Raw genomic sequence first — 13,650 nt, 5'->3', positions numbered from 1 at the left:
CTTTGGAGGGAATTATGTTGAAAACAACGATTAATCAAGTGTTCAAACATGTCGATGAAGATGTAACCATCGGCGCATGGATTGCCAATAAACGTTCAAGCGGTAAAATTGCATTCTTGCAGCTGCGTGACGGGACAGGCTTTATTCAAGGAGTCGTAGTAAAAGCAGAAGTGGAAGAGGAAGTCTTTAAGCTTGCGAAATCGGTCACTCAAGAAACATCTGTCTATGTGACAGGACAAGTAACAAAAGACGAGCGTTCACCTCTTGGTTTTGAATTGCAAGTGAAATCCATTGAAGTGATTCACGAAGCAACTGACTACCCAATTACACCAAAAGAGCATGGAACAGAATTCTTAATGGATCACCGTCATTTATGGCTTCGTTCTAAAAAGCAGCATGCCATTATGAAAATTCGTAACGAAATCATTCGTGCTACATATGAGTTCTTCCATCAAGAAGGCTTCGTGAAAGTAGATCCGCCAATTTTAACTGGAAGTGCACCTGAGGGCACAACGGAGCTGTTTGCGACGAAATATTTTGATGAAGATGCGTACCTTTCTCAAAGTGGACAACTATACATGGAAGCTGCGGCAATGGCACTCGGAAAAGTATTCTCATTCGGCCCAACATTTAGAGCTGAAAAATCTAAAACTAAACGTCATTTAATTGAGTTTTGGATGATCGAGCCTGAGATGGCTTTTGTCGAATTTAATGAAAACCTTGAGTACCAAGAAAATTATGTGACTCATGTGGTTCAAAGTGTACTTGAAAACTGTAAAGTGGAACTGCATACACTTGGCCGTGATACAGCAAAATTAGAAAATATCAAAGCACCATTCCCGCGCATCACTTACGATGAAGCAATTAAATTCTTGCAAGAAAAAGGCTTTGACGATATTGAATGGGGAGATGACTTCGGCGCACCTCACGAAACAGCGATCGCTGAAAGCTACGATAAACCAGTGTTTATCACTCATTATCCAACATCATTAAAACCATTTTACATGCAGCCTGCACCAGATCGTGATGATGTTGTTCTTTGTGCAGACTTGATTGCACCAGAAGGCTACGGAGAGATCATTGGCGGTTCTGAGCGTGTCCATGATCTAGAGCTGCTTGAAGCAAGATTGAAAGAACATGGGCTAGATCAAGAAACATACAAATGGTACACAGAATTAAGACAATATGGTTCTGTACCGCATTCAGGTTTTGGTCTTGGACTTGAACGTACTGTTGCTTGGATTAGTGGAGCGCCGCATGTGCGTGAAACCATTCCTTTCCCAAGATTATTAAACCGTTTATATCCTTAAGACGTGAAAGCCTCCAACATATGGAGGCTTTTTCAAACGTTTTTTGAAGGGGCACGTGAAATAAAACGTGATATACTTAAAGTGAAGAGGTGTATCCGATGAATAGGCAGCAATTTATTAATATGCAGCAAATGGGTTCGACCAGTTTGCCTAATTTGCTGATTGCTCATTATGAGCAGTTAGGACTGAATGAATCACAAATGATGGTGATGCTTAAGATTAAAATGAATGAAGAACAAGGTGTGTTCTTTCAAACATTTGAAGAGCTATCCCATGGCATGACCATTTCAGCTGAAGAGTGTGCGTATATGGTTCAGCATTTAATTCAAAAAGGATTTATTTCGATTCAGCCGTTTGAAGACGGGTCTGGTATTCAGCATGACCGTTACTCAGTAGAGCCTTTATGGGGCGTGCTGTATGACTTTTTAGAGGCAAAACAAGCGAAGGAAGGTCAAAAACTTCACGTACAGGCTGAAAAGTCTTTATATGCTTTATTTGAAGATGAATTTGGCAGACCGCTCTCTCCTCTTGAAGGAGAAACACTCTCGATCTGGATGGATCAAGACCATCATGATGCTGAAATGATTCGCCTAGCATTAAGAGAAGCGGTTTTATCAGGAAAATTAAATTTCCGTTATATCGACCGAATTCTGTTTGAGTGGAAAAAGAAAGGGCTAAAAACAGCGGAAGAAGCAAAAGAGCATAGCCAGCATTTCCGTTCTCAGCAAAAAGCGCCACCATCAAAAGAAGAGACGTCAACATATAAGCGACAAGTTCCTTTTTATAATTGGCTGGAACAATAACCAATGAAGGAGAAGTCATGTTATCAAAAAAACAAATCAATGAATGTTTAGATATTATAGGAGATATGTTTCCAGAGGCCGAGTGTGAGCTTGTTCATTCGAATCCATTTGAACTTGTGATCGCTGTAGCACTCTCTGCGCAGTGTACAGACGTGCTTGTCAACAAAGTGACCAAAACGTTATTTCAAAAATATAAAACACCAGAAGACTATTTAAGTGTACCGCTTGAAGAATTGCAGCAAGATATTCGTTCGATTGGCCTTTATCGAAATAAAGCCAAAAACATTCAAAAGTTGAGCAAAATGCTGATTGAAGAATATGGCGGCGAAGTGCCAAAGGATCGGGACGAGCTTGTGAAGCTTCCTGGGGTGGGCCGGAAAACAGCAAATGTCGTTGTTTCGGTCGCTTTTGGGGTGCCGGCAATTGCAGTGGATACACATGTAGAACGTGTTAGCAAGAGACTGGGAATCTGCCGCTGGAAGGATTCTGTTCTCGAAGTAGAACAAACCTTAATGAAAAAAGTGCCAGAAGAAGATTGGTCTGTGACGCATCACCGCCTGATCTTTTTTGGCAGATATCACTGCAAAGCGCAACGTCCGCAGTGCGAATCTTGTCCGCTTCTTGATATGTGTAGAGAAGGGCAGAAGAGGCTGAAAAAAGGATTGGTGAAGCTGGCATGAGCGGGGCAGTTGTTTTTTCCTCATATGTCGAAAAACTAAAAGGGAAAAAGGTAGAGATGAAAGGCGATCGAGTAGACATCCTTAGAGAGCATCCACTCGCATATGATCTATCTTCAGAACCTTTAAGAGATGAACTTCCATGGCAGAAAACAGAAGAATTTGTTCCTGTGATGTTCGAACTGTGGAATGAATTAAAAGAAAAAATGCTTCCTCGTTTTCAAACAAGAAAGTCCCGGTGTGAAGAAGATGATATGCTTCAAGGGATTGTCAGTATGATTGCGATGTTTTACTGGATCAAAGGGGAGAGACTGCAAACGCTTGATTGGGAACATATTAAGCAAGAGACATTTCCTGTTGCTCCTATTAATTGGACAGAACGTTTAGAGTTCATATTGGTAAAACCGACTCAATATCACTGCTTCATTCAACTAGACGAGCTATACACAGAACTAAAAAAGCAGTATGGAAAATATGAAGCACTTAAAAAAATCAGACAAAACCGTTAAAAAAGCACTTGCCATATAGGCAAGTGCTCAGCGTGTAGACAAACCCTCGCATTCGTTGTCAGGTCTGCGCGCTAGTGCTCACGAATGTTCAATTCGCTCCGCGCCAGTGCTCGCCCTTCCTAGACTTCAAAGGTTTTCTATCACGCTGAAAAGAAGACAAAGTGCTAAAATAAACATCATTTTAGCACTTTGTCAACAATAAAAGCACTTGCCATATAGGCAAGTGCTTTTTCATTATTCATTTTCTTTTCGATTAGGAGAAGTTGATTGCGAACTTGAGTTTTGAGAGTTCGTTTTCGCATCATCTTTCTTTTTATCTTTATTGTCAGTTTGTGAATTGCCGTTCCCATTTGTACTGTCTGAGCCATCATCGGAAGAACCATTATTTCCGTTTTCCGTATTTCCGCCTTGATCCTGATCCTTATCTTTGTCTGGATCTTTTTTATCATCTGGCTTTTGCTCATCAGTGCCTGGGGGTTGATTTTTGTTATCGTCAGTCTGGTCTGTCTGCTCGTCGTCAGGCTGCTGCGGTTCTTCTTCTTCTTTGTTCTCATCATCTGCTTTTTCTTCCTTATCTTCATCATCTTTGATGGTGAGGAAGGTAGAAGCTGCTTTACTTGTGACATCCTCTACAGTGGCTGTCACTTGGAATTTATAAGTAGAGCCAGGCTTTACATCAGAGATGACCGCTTCTTTAGCAGAACTGTTTTGAATCTCTTTATAGCCGCCGTTATCAACCGCTTGTTTTACATTAAATGTAGCATCTGCGTCGTTATCATAGCCCCAAGTCAGTGTGATGGATTTTTTCTCTTCATCATACACTGCTTTTAAATCAGAAGGCTTATCAGCTTCTTTTTTCTCATATGTGTCAGACACTTTTGTCGGAACCGTACCTTTTACAAAGTATTCTGTTGTCTTCTTCTCACTAGGTGTATTTGGTCCGGCCAATTTCGCTGGATCCGATCCTTTTTCAACCGTAGCTTCTACGACACTGTCTGGTTTTTCAAATGAGCCGCTTCCATCATCAATTTGAGAAATTAATCGCTGGAAGACGATTTTGGCAACACGTTGCTCATAATCTGTGAGCCACATTTTGCCGTCCGCATCTTTTGAGTTACCGATCCCAGTCCAAACGGCTGCTGTATATTGCGGCGTATAACCAACAAACCACGAATCTTTCGCACCGCCAGAAGGAATATTGTATTTATTGATATCATCTTGTGTAAAGTTCGTTGTACCTGTTTTACCAGCTACTTGAACGTTCGGTACTTGTGCAAGTGTCCCAGTTCCAGATTGGACAGCAGTTTTCAGCATATCTGTGACCATAAAGGCTGTGTAATCACTCATAGCCGCTTTGGAATCTGGCGTTAGGTCAAGCTTTGTACCGTCATTAAATTCAACAGACTTGACAGCATGCGGTTCGTTATAATATCCATTATTACCGAATGCACTAAAGGCCCCAGCCATTTTTAGAGAGGACACGCCATCGTCAAATCCACCGATTGAGTAAGACTCAGGAATGTCAGACGGTAAGTCCATACCTAAGTTATTGGCGAATTGAACGGCATTGTCTGTGCCAGCTTCTTGGAAAGCCTTTAGGGCAGGGATGTTTCGTGATTGTGCCAAAGCACTTCTCATCGACATTTTCCCTAAATGTCTTCTGTCAAAGTTATTAATTGGTGTACCGTTTGAGTACGTATACGGCGCATCATCAATTTGCTGGTACGTTGACCATTTTTTGTTTTCAATGACTGGACCGTAATCTAAAATTGGTTTGATTGTTGAACCTGGCTGACGTTTTGCATCAGTCGCATAGTTAAAGCCGCCGGCTGGTACATCACGTCCACCGCCAATAGCGCGAATTTCACCATTTTTCGTATCAAGCAGAGTAACACCTGCCTGCATACCTTTCGTAAATCCAACTGAATCTCCATTGATAATATCATCTAGGTGATCCTGAGCTTTTCGATCAAGTGATGTATAGATTTTTAGTCCATCAGTTGATACATCCACTTTGGCTTTTTTCTGTACTTCTTCCATGACTTCTTCAATATAAGCAGAATACTTACTTGAGTTCTGGCTCTTATATTTATCAGCAGGGATGACAGTTTTGCTGACAGGGGTTGCTTTTGCAACTTCATAGTCTTTCTCTGAAATGTAGCCTTGTTTTTTCATGAGCCCTAGCACGATATTGCGGCGTTTTTCCGCTGCCTCAGGATTTTTCACTGGGTTATAAGCAGAAGGACTCTGCGGCATACCTGCAAGTGTGGCAGCCTGTGCAACCGTTAGTTTATTTAAATCTGTCACGCCGAAAAATTGTTCAGCCGCTTTCCCAACACCGTAAGCATAAGGTGAGAAGAAAATGCGGTTTAAATACATTTCTAAAATTTCATCTTTAGAGTACTTTTGCTCAAGCTGAATCGAGAGCCATACTTCCTGTACTTTACGTTTTAACGTTTTTTGATTGTTAAGTAGAGTGTTTTTCACAACTTGCTGTGTAATTGTACTTCCACCTTCAGCTCCAAAACCGTCCTCGACGTTTGCGACAAGGGCACCGCCAATACGGATTGGGTCAATCCCGTGGTGTTTATAAAAACGTGCATCTTCCGTTGCGATAAATGCTTCTTTTACCACATCGGGTATATCTTTAATCGAGACATACGTTCTTTTTTCCGCACCGACTTCTGCAAACACTTTCTTGTCTATGTCATAAAGCTTTGAAGAATACGGTGTTTTGAGCTTACTATCATCAATTGAAGGAGCGCTCGATGCAAAAACGGCAAAAGTTGTGATTCCGGCCACTACACAAAGAAGACCGATCACGAGTAAAGATAAAAATATTTTTTTAAATAGACCTGCTTTCTTTTTGCCTTTTTTGTTCTTTTGCTTCTTATTGTTTTCTTGACTTGCTTTACGTCGCTGTTCACGACTTGTAAATTGATCAGACATCACATCTCAACCTTTCGTGTTAAACCTTTTTCGAACGTCATTGCTACTCACTTTCATCCGAAAAATGAAGTGTCTCCACTACTTTAATATAATCAATTCTTGGCGAATATCCAAGTGTCATTAAGTGGCCGGCTTCCATTAATTCATCTTTACTAATGGATTTCCGGCCGTTTAGCTTCTGCCGCTCCCAGAAGAAGAAGAGATCTGAAGCGGGCAAATAATAAACGGAGCCAAATGCGGATATAATAACGAAACAAATACCGCCTTGCTTTTCAACCTGTTTCATATGCTCAATTTGATGGTCGTGGAAATTTTTGAGCGGAAACGAGGTGGTGCTTTTGGTCTCCTTTGCTTCAAAATCGATATAGCGCCCTTTGTACACTCCATTATAGTCTGTTGTGGATGATTGCTTAAAATAGGCTTCTTTGATCACAGCAGCGCTTCTTTTTGGATAATCCACATTCACAATCTGAACGGGGGTAGGCTTTTTATGAATGACTGCGATCCCATTGACCAAATAGTACTGGTTGGTTTCATTTAAGTCAGCCTCAAGCGTCATCCCGCGGTTACTATAAGAGGATTCGCCGCTGATTCTTTTTTTTGTCCCAATTGGTTGAATGGGCTGATACGATTTTCCGTTTGGATACCGAATCATCAAGTTTCAGCCTCCTTTTAATGCATTTTGTATTGGAGAGATACCTATGTTGTCACAAGAAGAGTACATCATCACTCAGCATATATTGCGTGAAACGAAAGTGAAAAATAAAGACAACCTGACGAGGACAAATGCTTACAAGCGCTTTTATGATCGTCATCCAGAGATGAAATGGTCGCTGCTTGCTTCCTTTGTCTCGAGAAATGCTGGATGGTCTATGACGGATCTAAAGGGCGAGCTCTTCCATCCAGGTTTAACAGATCAAGAGGGGCACCTTTTTTTCACAGCATATGAAAGAGCGAATTGGCTGATCTTTTCGGATGCTTACCCTCAGCTTCTTTTGTATGAATGGTCTAAGCGGTGCGGCAAACCCTTGTTCCATCTGCTTCCGTATTTTTCTGTATCTCGTTTTATGAGCACTGAGTGGGAACGTTTTTGGCTAAAGCGTGACACAGAGCGCCTGCTTTATGCACTCATCATAAATGAACAATATACTATACAATCTCCTATTATACAAAATCCTCTACTGAAAAAGAATGTTTTTCACTCGATTCAATATCTGTTTAGTGAGTGGGGACATTTTCAAACCGTTGTTTTTCCAACGGTGGACGGGCATTTGTACGGGTTAACCATACGGAAGTTTTCCCACGTAAAGGAGCGTATTTCATTAGGGAAAAAACTAGCGAAACTATTATTTCGGGCCGATTTATTTTCGGATTTTTATCATTTTTTGCATACTGTTCCGCATACCGGATCACGGTTTGATTTTGAGCCGTTTTTAGGGATCGCTAGAAGGTCAACACCTTTTCTTCGAACTGTTTATCCAGTGATGACACATTCATTAGACGATCAAAGAGAAGATTGGTTTCAAAAGAAATTGAGCTCATCTTTGTTTGATGCAGAGACATTGCCAAAACAAATTGAGCTGACCGACTGGTATTTTCATAAAAAAAGACAGCTTCGTTTTCTTTTCTCATTAGAGCACTATTTTTTGCATAAATAAAAAGCAGGGGGTACCTGCTTTTTTTACGTGGATGGTCGATTAGGACCGCCGAGCTTTTTATCAAGCTGATCTGTACTGTTTTCTTTCCCTTTTGGCTTTTGCTCTTTTGGTGCTGGCTGCTTTTTCATGAAATCTACCTCCTTTGTCCTTAGAATTTACACAATCGGACGCAATCATACAAAGAAGGACAAGCATATGTCGAAAAGGAAGAAATAGCGCTCATCTACACTTAGATTGGCGATTTGCTTCTAGTTTTGTCATGTGTGAAGGAGGGTGTGAAAGAAAAGAGAATGTAACGAGAGACGATAAAGGAGGAATCTGATGATGAGCGAATTTGTATCAAAAGAATCCATTTTGCAGTTATTAGAGGAAATCGAGCGAAAAATTGATGCGGTGGAAGAAGAGCTGTCTCTTGCTGTGAACGAAACAACACGTGCAGCCATAGAGGAGCAAGAACAAATGATAGACAGGCTTGAATCAGAAGTAAAGGACTGTGAAGTGAAGATTCACGCAGCTGAGTATCAACTGGCGGCAAGACCGGCATACCACGCAGGGTAGCTTTCTATTTGAGCAATAAGTAAACGTTTGATAGGATGGTTCATAGAGGTGAACACTTTGGATAATCAAACATTACTTGAACATACACAAGAGCTGAGAATATGGATCGAAGAGGCGTATGAGCAGTACCAAAAGGGAAAGGCTGAAGAGGAATACCCCGCATATGATTTTCACACAGAAATTCAGCCGGCCGTTGAGTCATTTGATCAGAAAATGGAAGAGTGGCTCACTGCTGCAATCTCGTTTATTCATCTGGCGAAGCCTAGATATTTACACGAAGAACAGCTTGAAGCCGTCAAAGAAAATGGGAAAGAGGTTGTCCTGCAATCTTATTTTGGCAAACAGCATGCACCCCGTGTGAAAAATTTAGTTGAGTCAGTGGTTTACACACTGAACCTTTTAATAGAAGAAATCAACAAGCGCAGCTGAAGACATCGCTGCGTTTTTCTTATGGCTGCTTTAGGCACATCTTCTGCTTTTCGTCATAATATGTGAGTGACAAGACTATGCGCTGAGAGCGAGAGGAGCGAGATATATGATCCCTTATTCAAACCAGCAGCCGTATGAATTCAATCCATTCAATCAAGGGCCATTTCCGTATCCAGAAATGCAGCAGCAGCCTCCGCAGCCTCCAGAATATTTCATGCCGCCACATCAAGGTGGAATGAGCCAGGCATCACCTGCTGTCTATCAGCCGCCTTATGGATATCAAGAAAATGTGCCGCCTTTTCAGCCGCCCGAAGCGATCAATCAACCCCAGATGCAGCCACCAGGCATGATGCCCATGCAGCAGCCTATGAACCCTTATCCTTTGCCAAGACCGCAAAAACAGCAATCATCTCAATTTAAAAGTGTGCTATCGCAATTCAAAAAAACGAATGGACAATTCGACTTTAACAAAATGTTTGATACAGCTGGGCAAATGATGAGTACGATGAATCAAGTAGGCTCATTAGCGAAAGGATTTACGAGCATTTTTAAAGCATAGTTAAAACCCAATAGAAGGATCTATTGGGCTCTTTGCTTTGGTGCCGTCACACGAAGCGTTTGATCTTTCCACACGCTTTTCATGTTCGTTTCATCTATTTTTGCCGGCATTAAAATGGTTTTTGTAAAGCTCGAATACGAGGAAGTTGTATCCGTTTTAATTGTTTCCTGTACGGATAAGTGTAAATATTGGGCTTTTACTTCTAGTGCGATATCGCCTTCGACAAAATGGTCGGGAAATTGGATTGCGATATACACAAACTGCTCATCCTCTGTCACATCGGTCGTAATCGATGCAAGTGAATGCGATGTGGTCATGAGTGCCTCCGCACTATTTAATATCTCATGAAACGGGGAGGATGCGAAAAATTGTTCAATCGCTTCATAGAGAATATCTTCATTTGCCAGCAATTCATGTTTCTTTTCGCCTTCATGTTCCATTTGAATCACCTCTCATCTACAGCCTATGCAGAAAGGACTCAGGCGGTTATCAATTGATGAGAGGAAAAAATTATGATTAAATAGTGTTGAATGAAGCAAGGTGTATGAGCGCAGCGTTTCATACACGGAATAGATATAGAAGCAAAGCTTGAAGGGAGCAATTGACATTGCTGAAAAAATTATTCGGTTTCGGGAAAAACCAAGATGATGTAAAAGAAGAAATCATTTATTCTCCAGCTGATGGAGAGTTAATGGATATGACGGATGTACCAGACCCTGTTTTTTCTCAAAAGATGATGGGAGACGGCGTAGCAGTCAAACCAAATAGTGGCACGATTGTGTCACCAGTAGAGGGTGAAATCATCCAGCTCTTCCATACAAAACATGCAATTGGCATTCGAACACTCTCAGGGCTTGAGCTTCTGATTCATATCGGACTTGAAACAGTGGGATTAAATGGTGAAGGATTTGAAGCGCACATCAAAGAGGGCGATAAAGTGAAGATCGGTGACCCTCTCATTACGTGTGATTTAGAACTGATTGAAGAGAAAGCGGCAAGTACAGTGACACCGATTGTCATTATGAATGGTGACTTGATCGAGCATCTCGATAAAGAACCAAAGGGATCTGTTGAAAAACAGACATCTAAGCTTTTTACCGTTAAATTAAAATAATCAGGACACAAAAAAACTACCCAATCGTTTGAGGGTAGTTTTTTTGATGACATTAATCTTCCATCGGAACCCAGCCTTGACTTGCTTCCATAACAGACCACAATCCTTCTGGAATCAAATATTGATCTTTTTGGCTGCGTTTAATAACAGTTTCAATCTCGCTTTCTCTGCCTTCTTTAATCTTCTTTGCCCAATCTGGGTCGACGATTAGCTCACGTGCGACAGCGATAAGCGGAATTCCTTGGTTATAGGCACTTAGTGCATCTTCGGCTGTAATGACGCTGCCTACACCGATGAGCGGAAGGTTATCGCCGCAACGATCTTTTAGCAGCTCCATACGCGTCTTATCCGTATCTGCACCGCGTCTTGCTTTAGAGTCAATCTCCATTAAAGAGATATGCAAATAATCAAGGTTTTTAGTTTTAAGAACATCGACTAAGGTAAACGTCTCTGTCATCGTTAAACCAGGCGTTTCTGGTTCTTCAGGGGATAATCGATATCCAAAGATAAACGGTTTTTTCGCATGCTTTTCAATTGCTTCTTTCACTGCATCCACAACAGCGATAGGGAAAGCTAGCCGCTTTTCTTCATTTCCTCCCCACTGATCTGTCCGCTGGTTGCTATGCGGAGAGTAAAATTGCTGTAATAGATAACCGTTTGCACCGTGGATTTCCACGCCGTCAAATCCTGCTTCGACCGCTCGTCTTGCCGCTTCTTTAAAAGAGTCAATGATATGGACAATTTCCTCTTCTTTTAAAGCGCGTGCAATCTGTTTTCCATCTTTAAACACGTCACTTGGCGCAACCACATCACCATTTGGAACTAAGTGAGGGAGAGCCTGAGAGCCGCCGTGATGAATTTGAATGATGGCTTTTGTTCCCTTTGCCTGAATCGCAGAAGCTAGTTTTTTCAGGCCGGGTATATCTTCATCTCTTGCAATAGAAGGCTGTCCTTCAAATGCCTTACCATCTGGAGTCACGTTTGCACATGCTGTGATCACCATGCCCATATCACTAGATCTAGCTGTAATGAAATCAATTTCCTCTTTAGAAATAGTGCCATCCTCGTGAGAACCGAAGTGTGTCATTGGCGCAACGACTAACCGGCCATTAATAGACGCACCTCCTGGAAACGTAAATGGTTCAAATAATGGCTCAAAATCTTTTTTCATACGATTTCCTTCTTTCTTGAAATGTTTTCTCTTCTGAAGTGTAATTGATATGGTTACATGCAAACAAATAATTTGCTCAGAAAAACATTTCAAAAATTGTCGTCTGGTCATGCAAACAAATAATCGGTGCACTAGAATTAAGAGGTGGAACGTAATGGAAAGGAAAATAATGACTGATCTTATTGATGAATTAAAAGCAGATGAACAAGTTGTACATTGGCATGAAATAAATGAGAACACCGCAAAGACATCGATAATTTCGCAGCAGGTCGCTGAAAGATAAAAGTCGTGTTAGAAAAAAGGACGTGAGTGAGCTCTATATACATCAAAAAGAAGCCAATGAGCGTGTCATGGCAGGGTGGGGATGATCGGAAATCAATTAGGAGATGAAGATGCCCATAGCATGCAGGGAGAACTTTCCTATGTTTGTTGATTCGTCATGGCTTTATTCTGAAATGAAACCCACAAAAAGTGGGTTTCATACAGTAAGAAATAGAGAGAGGTTCATTCTTTAAAAAAGAAAGAACTTAGAAGGGGCTTGGGATGAAATCATTTCAATCTTCTTTTGTTTTTGGAATTGATCATGATCAAATAGTGAGAGAGAAGCTCATGAGATCCCAGAGGCTTCCGCTAAATATTCAATTAGATGCAGGGCACGCATAGAATGAGAGAGACCTTCACGTTCTATACCAAGTTTCATCTGCAATAGGCAACCTGGATTGGTTGTGATGACAACGGTTGCGTTTGTAGCTTTCGTATGCTTCATTTTTTCATCAAGAATCTGCATGGAAGCATCATAATTTACGATATTATAAATGCCTGCTGATCCGCAGCACATATTTGCTTGCTCCATTTCGATAAATTGTATTCCAGGGATACTTTTCAATAATTCCAAAGGTTCTTGATTTACTTTCTGAACATTGGTCATATGACAGGAGTGCTGATAGGTCACCCTTTCGCCATGACGGGGCTGTAAGTCTGGCAAACCACCGCAAGCGACAAGTACCTGGCTTATATCTCTTGATTTAGCAGAGAAAGCAGCAGCTTTTTCGGCCCACTCTTCGTCATTCGAAAGTAAATGTCCGTACTCATAAAGCTGGGCGCCGCAACCTCCTGCATTATTTACTATAAAATCGGCATTTATTTGTTCAAATGCGAGAATATTTTGCTTTGCTAGGTGACGTGCTTCGTCCATTTCTCCAGTATGAGCTTGTAGTGCTCCGCAGCAGGTTTGTTTCGGAACCACCACAACATCACAGCCTACTTCTGAAAGTAACTTTATAGATAGTTGATTTATAGTGTGGAACATAGAGTCCATAATACAGCCAGTAAAAAATGCAACAGTATATTTTGCTTTTAGCTTTGCCTTCACTTCGGTTGATGCTCGACTACGCTCTATAGGGGAAGTAGGAGTAGGAATAATCGACTCAAATTCGCCTAAGTTATATGGGGTATTTTTCATAATGCCAGACGCCCGGGCAGCTTTTTGTAATCCACTTGTTTTGTATAGCCAGATAGAATGACCAGCTACATTCATCATCTTTTTGTTCGGAATGACTTTTTTCAGCATCACTTTTCGTAATAGACGTACTGGTAAGGAAAATTTTTTACGTTTTACAATTGCTGCACGTGCCGCTTCTAGGATCGAACCATATTCTACACCTGTGGGACAAGCTGTCTCACACGCCCGGCAGCCCAAACACAAATTAAGTGGTTCTTCAAGAACGGATAAATCTGTAATCTTTCCTTCACCAACCATCTTTACTAGATTAATCCGACCACGAGGTGAGTGAGTTTCTGTACCGAAAGTTACATATGTTGGGCATACAGGTAAACAATAGCCACACTGAACACAATTTTTTGTTTTGTCATACTGAAGTTCTTCTCTTAATTCATTAAGTGGTACCGTCATG

Annotated in this window: 15 protein-coding genes; 9 read left to right on the top strand and 6 right to left on the bottom strand. The window is 41.2% G+C overall.

The annotated features are described in order from the left end of the window. Positions 1-17 precede the first annotated feature (17 nt). The 4 genes from asnS to MKZ05_RS10145 all read left to right on the top strand — a co-directional run bounded on the left by asnS (position 18) and on the right by MKZ05_RS10145 (position 3,299). Positions 18-1,310: an asparagine--tRNA ligase gene (gene asnS, locus MKZ05_RS10160; protein ID WP_088001079.1), complete on the top strand. Its 1,293-nt coding sequence runs from the start codon at positions 18-20 to the stop codon at positions 1,308-1,310. A 98-nt stretch (positions 1,311-1,408) separates the two neighbouring features. After that, positions 1,409-2,113 carry a DnaD domain-containing protein gene (locus tag MKZ05_RS10155; RefSeq protein ID WP_034661036.1) on the top strand — a complete coding sequence of 235 codons (705 nt, stop codon included), beginning with the start codon at positions 1,409-1,411 and terminating at the stop codon, positions 2,111-2,113. 17 nt (positions 2,114-2,130) lie between these two features. After that, positions 2,131-2,793 (top strand): endonuclease III, encoded by a 663-nt coding sequence (gene nth, locus MKZ05_RS10150; RefSeq protein WP_012010351.1) that lies wholly within the window; start codon positions 2,131-2,133, stop codon positions 2,791-2,793. Continuing rightward, positions 2,790-3,299, top strand: coding sequence for a YpoC family protein (locus tag MKZ05_RS10145; RefSeq protein WP_003215857.1), 510 nt, complete (start codon positions 2,790-2,792; stop codon positions 3,297-3,299). Before nth ends, MKZ05_RS10145 begins: the two co-directional genes overlap by 4 nt. 234 nt (positions 3,300-3,533) lie before the next feature. Here MKZ05_RS10145 and MKZ05_RS10140 read toward each other — a convergent pair whose 3' ends face one another. Both MKZ05_RS10140 and recU read right to left on the bottom strand, forming a co-directional pair. Then, positions 3,534-6,248: a PBP1A family penicillin-binding protein gene (locus MKZ05_RS10140; RefSeq protein ID WP_137055053.1), complete on the bottom strand. Its 2,715-nt coding sequence runs from the start codon at positions 6,246-6,248 to the stop codon at positions 3,534-3,536. Positions 6,249-6,291: 43 nt separating this feature from the next. Continuing rightward, entirely contained in the window at positions 6,292-6,903 is a 612-nt protein-coding gene (gene recU / locus MKZ05_RS10135) for a Holliday junction resolvase RecU (RefSeq protein WP_044141132.1), read from the bottom strand. A 46-nt stretch (positions 6,904-6,949) separates the two neighbouring features. On the opposite strand from recU, the gene MKZ05_RS10130 reads away from it, so the two are divergent. Then, positions 6,950-7,906: a DUF2515 domain-containing protein gene (locus tag MKZ05_RS10130; protein ID WP_050943865.1), complete on the top strand. Its 957-nt coding sequence runs from the start codon at positions 6,950-6,952 to the stop codon at positions 7,904-7,906. 23 nt (positions 7,907-7,929) lie between these two features. Here the strand turns inward: MKZ05_RS10130 and sspM are convergent, their stop codons facing one another. After that, on the bottom strand, positions 7,930-8,034 hold the full coding sequence (gene sspM, locus MKZ05_RS10125) for an acid-soluble spore protein SspM (RefSeq protein WP_012010346.1): 105 nt from the start codon (positions 8,032-8,034) through the stop codon (positions 7,930-7,932). A gap of 196 nt (positions 8,035-8,230) precedes the next feature. Between sspM and MKZ05_RS10120 the strand changes: the two genes are divergently transcribed. The 3 genes from MKZ05_RS10120 (at position 8,231) to MKZ05_RS10110 (ending at position 9,452) form a co-directional block, all read left to right on the top strand. Next, entirely contained in the window at positions 8,231-8,464 is a 234-nt protein-coding gene (locus MKZ05_RS10120; RefSeq protein WP_223251159.1) for a DUF5446 family protein, read from the top strand. A 48-nt stretch (positions 8,465-8,512) separates the two neighbouring features. After that, positions 8,513-8,893, top strand: a complete 381-nt coding sequence (locus MKZ05_RS10115) for a YppE family protein (protein ID WP_339159990.1) — start codon at positions 8,513-8,515, stop codon at positions 8,891-8,893. 106 nt (positions 8,894-8,999) lie between these two features. Further along, positions 9,000-9,452 (top strand): YppG family protein, encoded by a 453-nt coding sequence (locus MKZ05_RS10110; protein WP_137055056.1) that lies wholly within the window; start codon positions 9,000-9,002, stop codon positions 9,450-9,452. Between the two features lie 20 nt (positions 9,453-9,472). Here the strand turns inward: MKZ05_RS10110 and MKZ05_RS10105 are convergent, their stop codons facing one another. Next, on the bottom strand, positions 9,473-9,892 hold the full coding sequence (locus tag MKZ05_RS10105; RefSeq protein ID WP_003215994.1) for an Hsp20/alpha crystallin family protein: 420 nt from the start codon (positions 9,890-9,892) through the stop codon (positions 9,473-9,475). A 167-nt stretch (positions 9,893-10,059) separates the two neighbouring features. Between MKZ05_RS10105 and MKZ05_RS10100 the strand changes: the two genes are divergently transcribed. Continuing rightward, a complete protein-coding gene (locus MKZ05_RS10100; protein ID WP_003216086.1) occupies positions 10,060-10,566 on the top strand; it encodes a PTS glucose transporter subunit IIA in 507 nt (168 codons plus the stop codon). Between the two features lie 52 nt (positions 10,567-10,618). On the opposite strand, the gene MKZ05_RS10095 is transcribed toward MKZ05_RS10100, so the two are convergent. Both MKZ05_RS10095 and MKZ05_RS10090 read right to left on the bottom strand, forming a co-directional pair. Beyond that, positions 10,619-11,737 (bottom strand): NADH-dependent flavin oxidoreductase, encoded by a 1,119-nt coding sequence (locus MKZ05_RS10095; RefSeq protein WP_268458300.1) that lies wholly within the window; start codon positions 11,735-11,737, stop codon positions 10,619-10,621. 607 nt (positions 11,738-12,344) lie between these two features. Next, positions 12,345-13,649 (bottom strand): (Fe-S)-binding protein, encoded by a 1,305-nt coding sequence (locus tag MKZ05_RS10090; protein ID WP_050943870.1) that lies wholly within the window; start codon positions 13,647-13,649, stop codon positions 12,345-12,347. Between the last annotated feature and the right edge of the window lies 1 nt (position 13,650).

Origin of the sequence: Bacillus sp. FSL M8-0277 (genome assembly GCF_037975305.1) — a bacterium.
GTDB classification, from domain to species: Bacteria; Bacillota; Bacilli; order Bacillales; family Bacillaceae; genus Bacillus; species Bacillus pumilus.
This window is presented reverse-complemented; position numbering and strand designations above follow the sequence as displayed.

Excerpts from the sequence above, each read along its gene's own strand:
- MKZ05_RS10155 (WP_034661036.1), top strand. The coding sequence starts at position 1,409 with ATGAATAGGCAGCAATTTATTAATATGCAGCAAATGGGTTCGACCAGT.
- nth (WP_012010351.1), top strand. The coding sequence starts at position 2,131 with ATGTTATCAAAAAAACAAATCAATGAATGTTTAGATATTATAGGAGAT.
- MKZ05_RS10145 (WP_003215857.1), top strand. The coding sequence starts at position 2,790 with ATGAGCGGGGCAGTTGTTTTTTCCTCATATGTCGAAAAACTAAAAGGG.
- MKZ05_RS10140 (WP_137055053.1), bottom strand. The coding sequence starts at position 6,248 with ATGTCTGATCAATTTACAAGTCGTGAACAGCGACGTAAAGCAAGTCAA.
- recU (WP_044141132.1), bottom strand. The coding sequence starts at position 6,903 with ATGATTCGGTATCCAAACGGAAAATCGTATCAGCCCATTCAACCAATT.
- MKZ05_RS10130 (WP_050943865.1), top strand. The coding sequence starts at position 6,950 with ATGTTGTCACAAGAAGAGTACATCATCACTCAGCATATATTGCGTGAA.
- sspM (WP_012010346.1), bottom strand. The coding sequence starts at position 8,034 with ATGAAAAAGCAGCCAGCACCAAAAGAGCAAAAGCCAAAAGGGAAAGAA.
- MKZ05_RS10120 (WP_223251159.1), top strand. The coding sequence starts at position 8,231 with ATGAGCGAATTTGTATCAAAAGAATCCATTTTGCAGTTATTAGAGGAA.
- MKZ05_RS10110 (WP_137055056.1), top strand. The coding sequence starts at position 9,000 with ATGATCCCTTATTCAAACCAGCAGCCGTATGAATTCAATCCATTCAAT.
- MKZ05_RS10105 (WP_003215994.1), bottom strand. The coding sequence starts at position 9,892 with ATGGAACATGAAGGCGAAAAGAAACATGAATTGCTGGCAAATGAAGAT.
- MKZ05_RS10095 (WP_268458300.1), bottom strand. The coding sequence starts at position 11,737 with ATGAAAAAAGATTTTGAGCCATTATTTGAACCATTTACGTTTCCAGGA.
- MKZ05_RS10090 (WP_050943870.1), bottom strand. The coding sequence starts at position 13,649 with ATGACGGTACCACTTAATGAATTAAGAGAAGAACTTCAGTATGACAAA.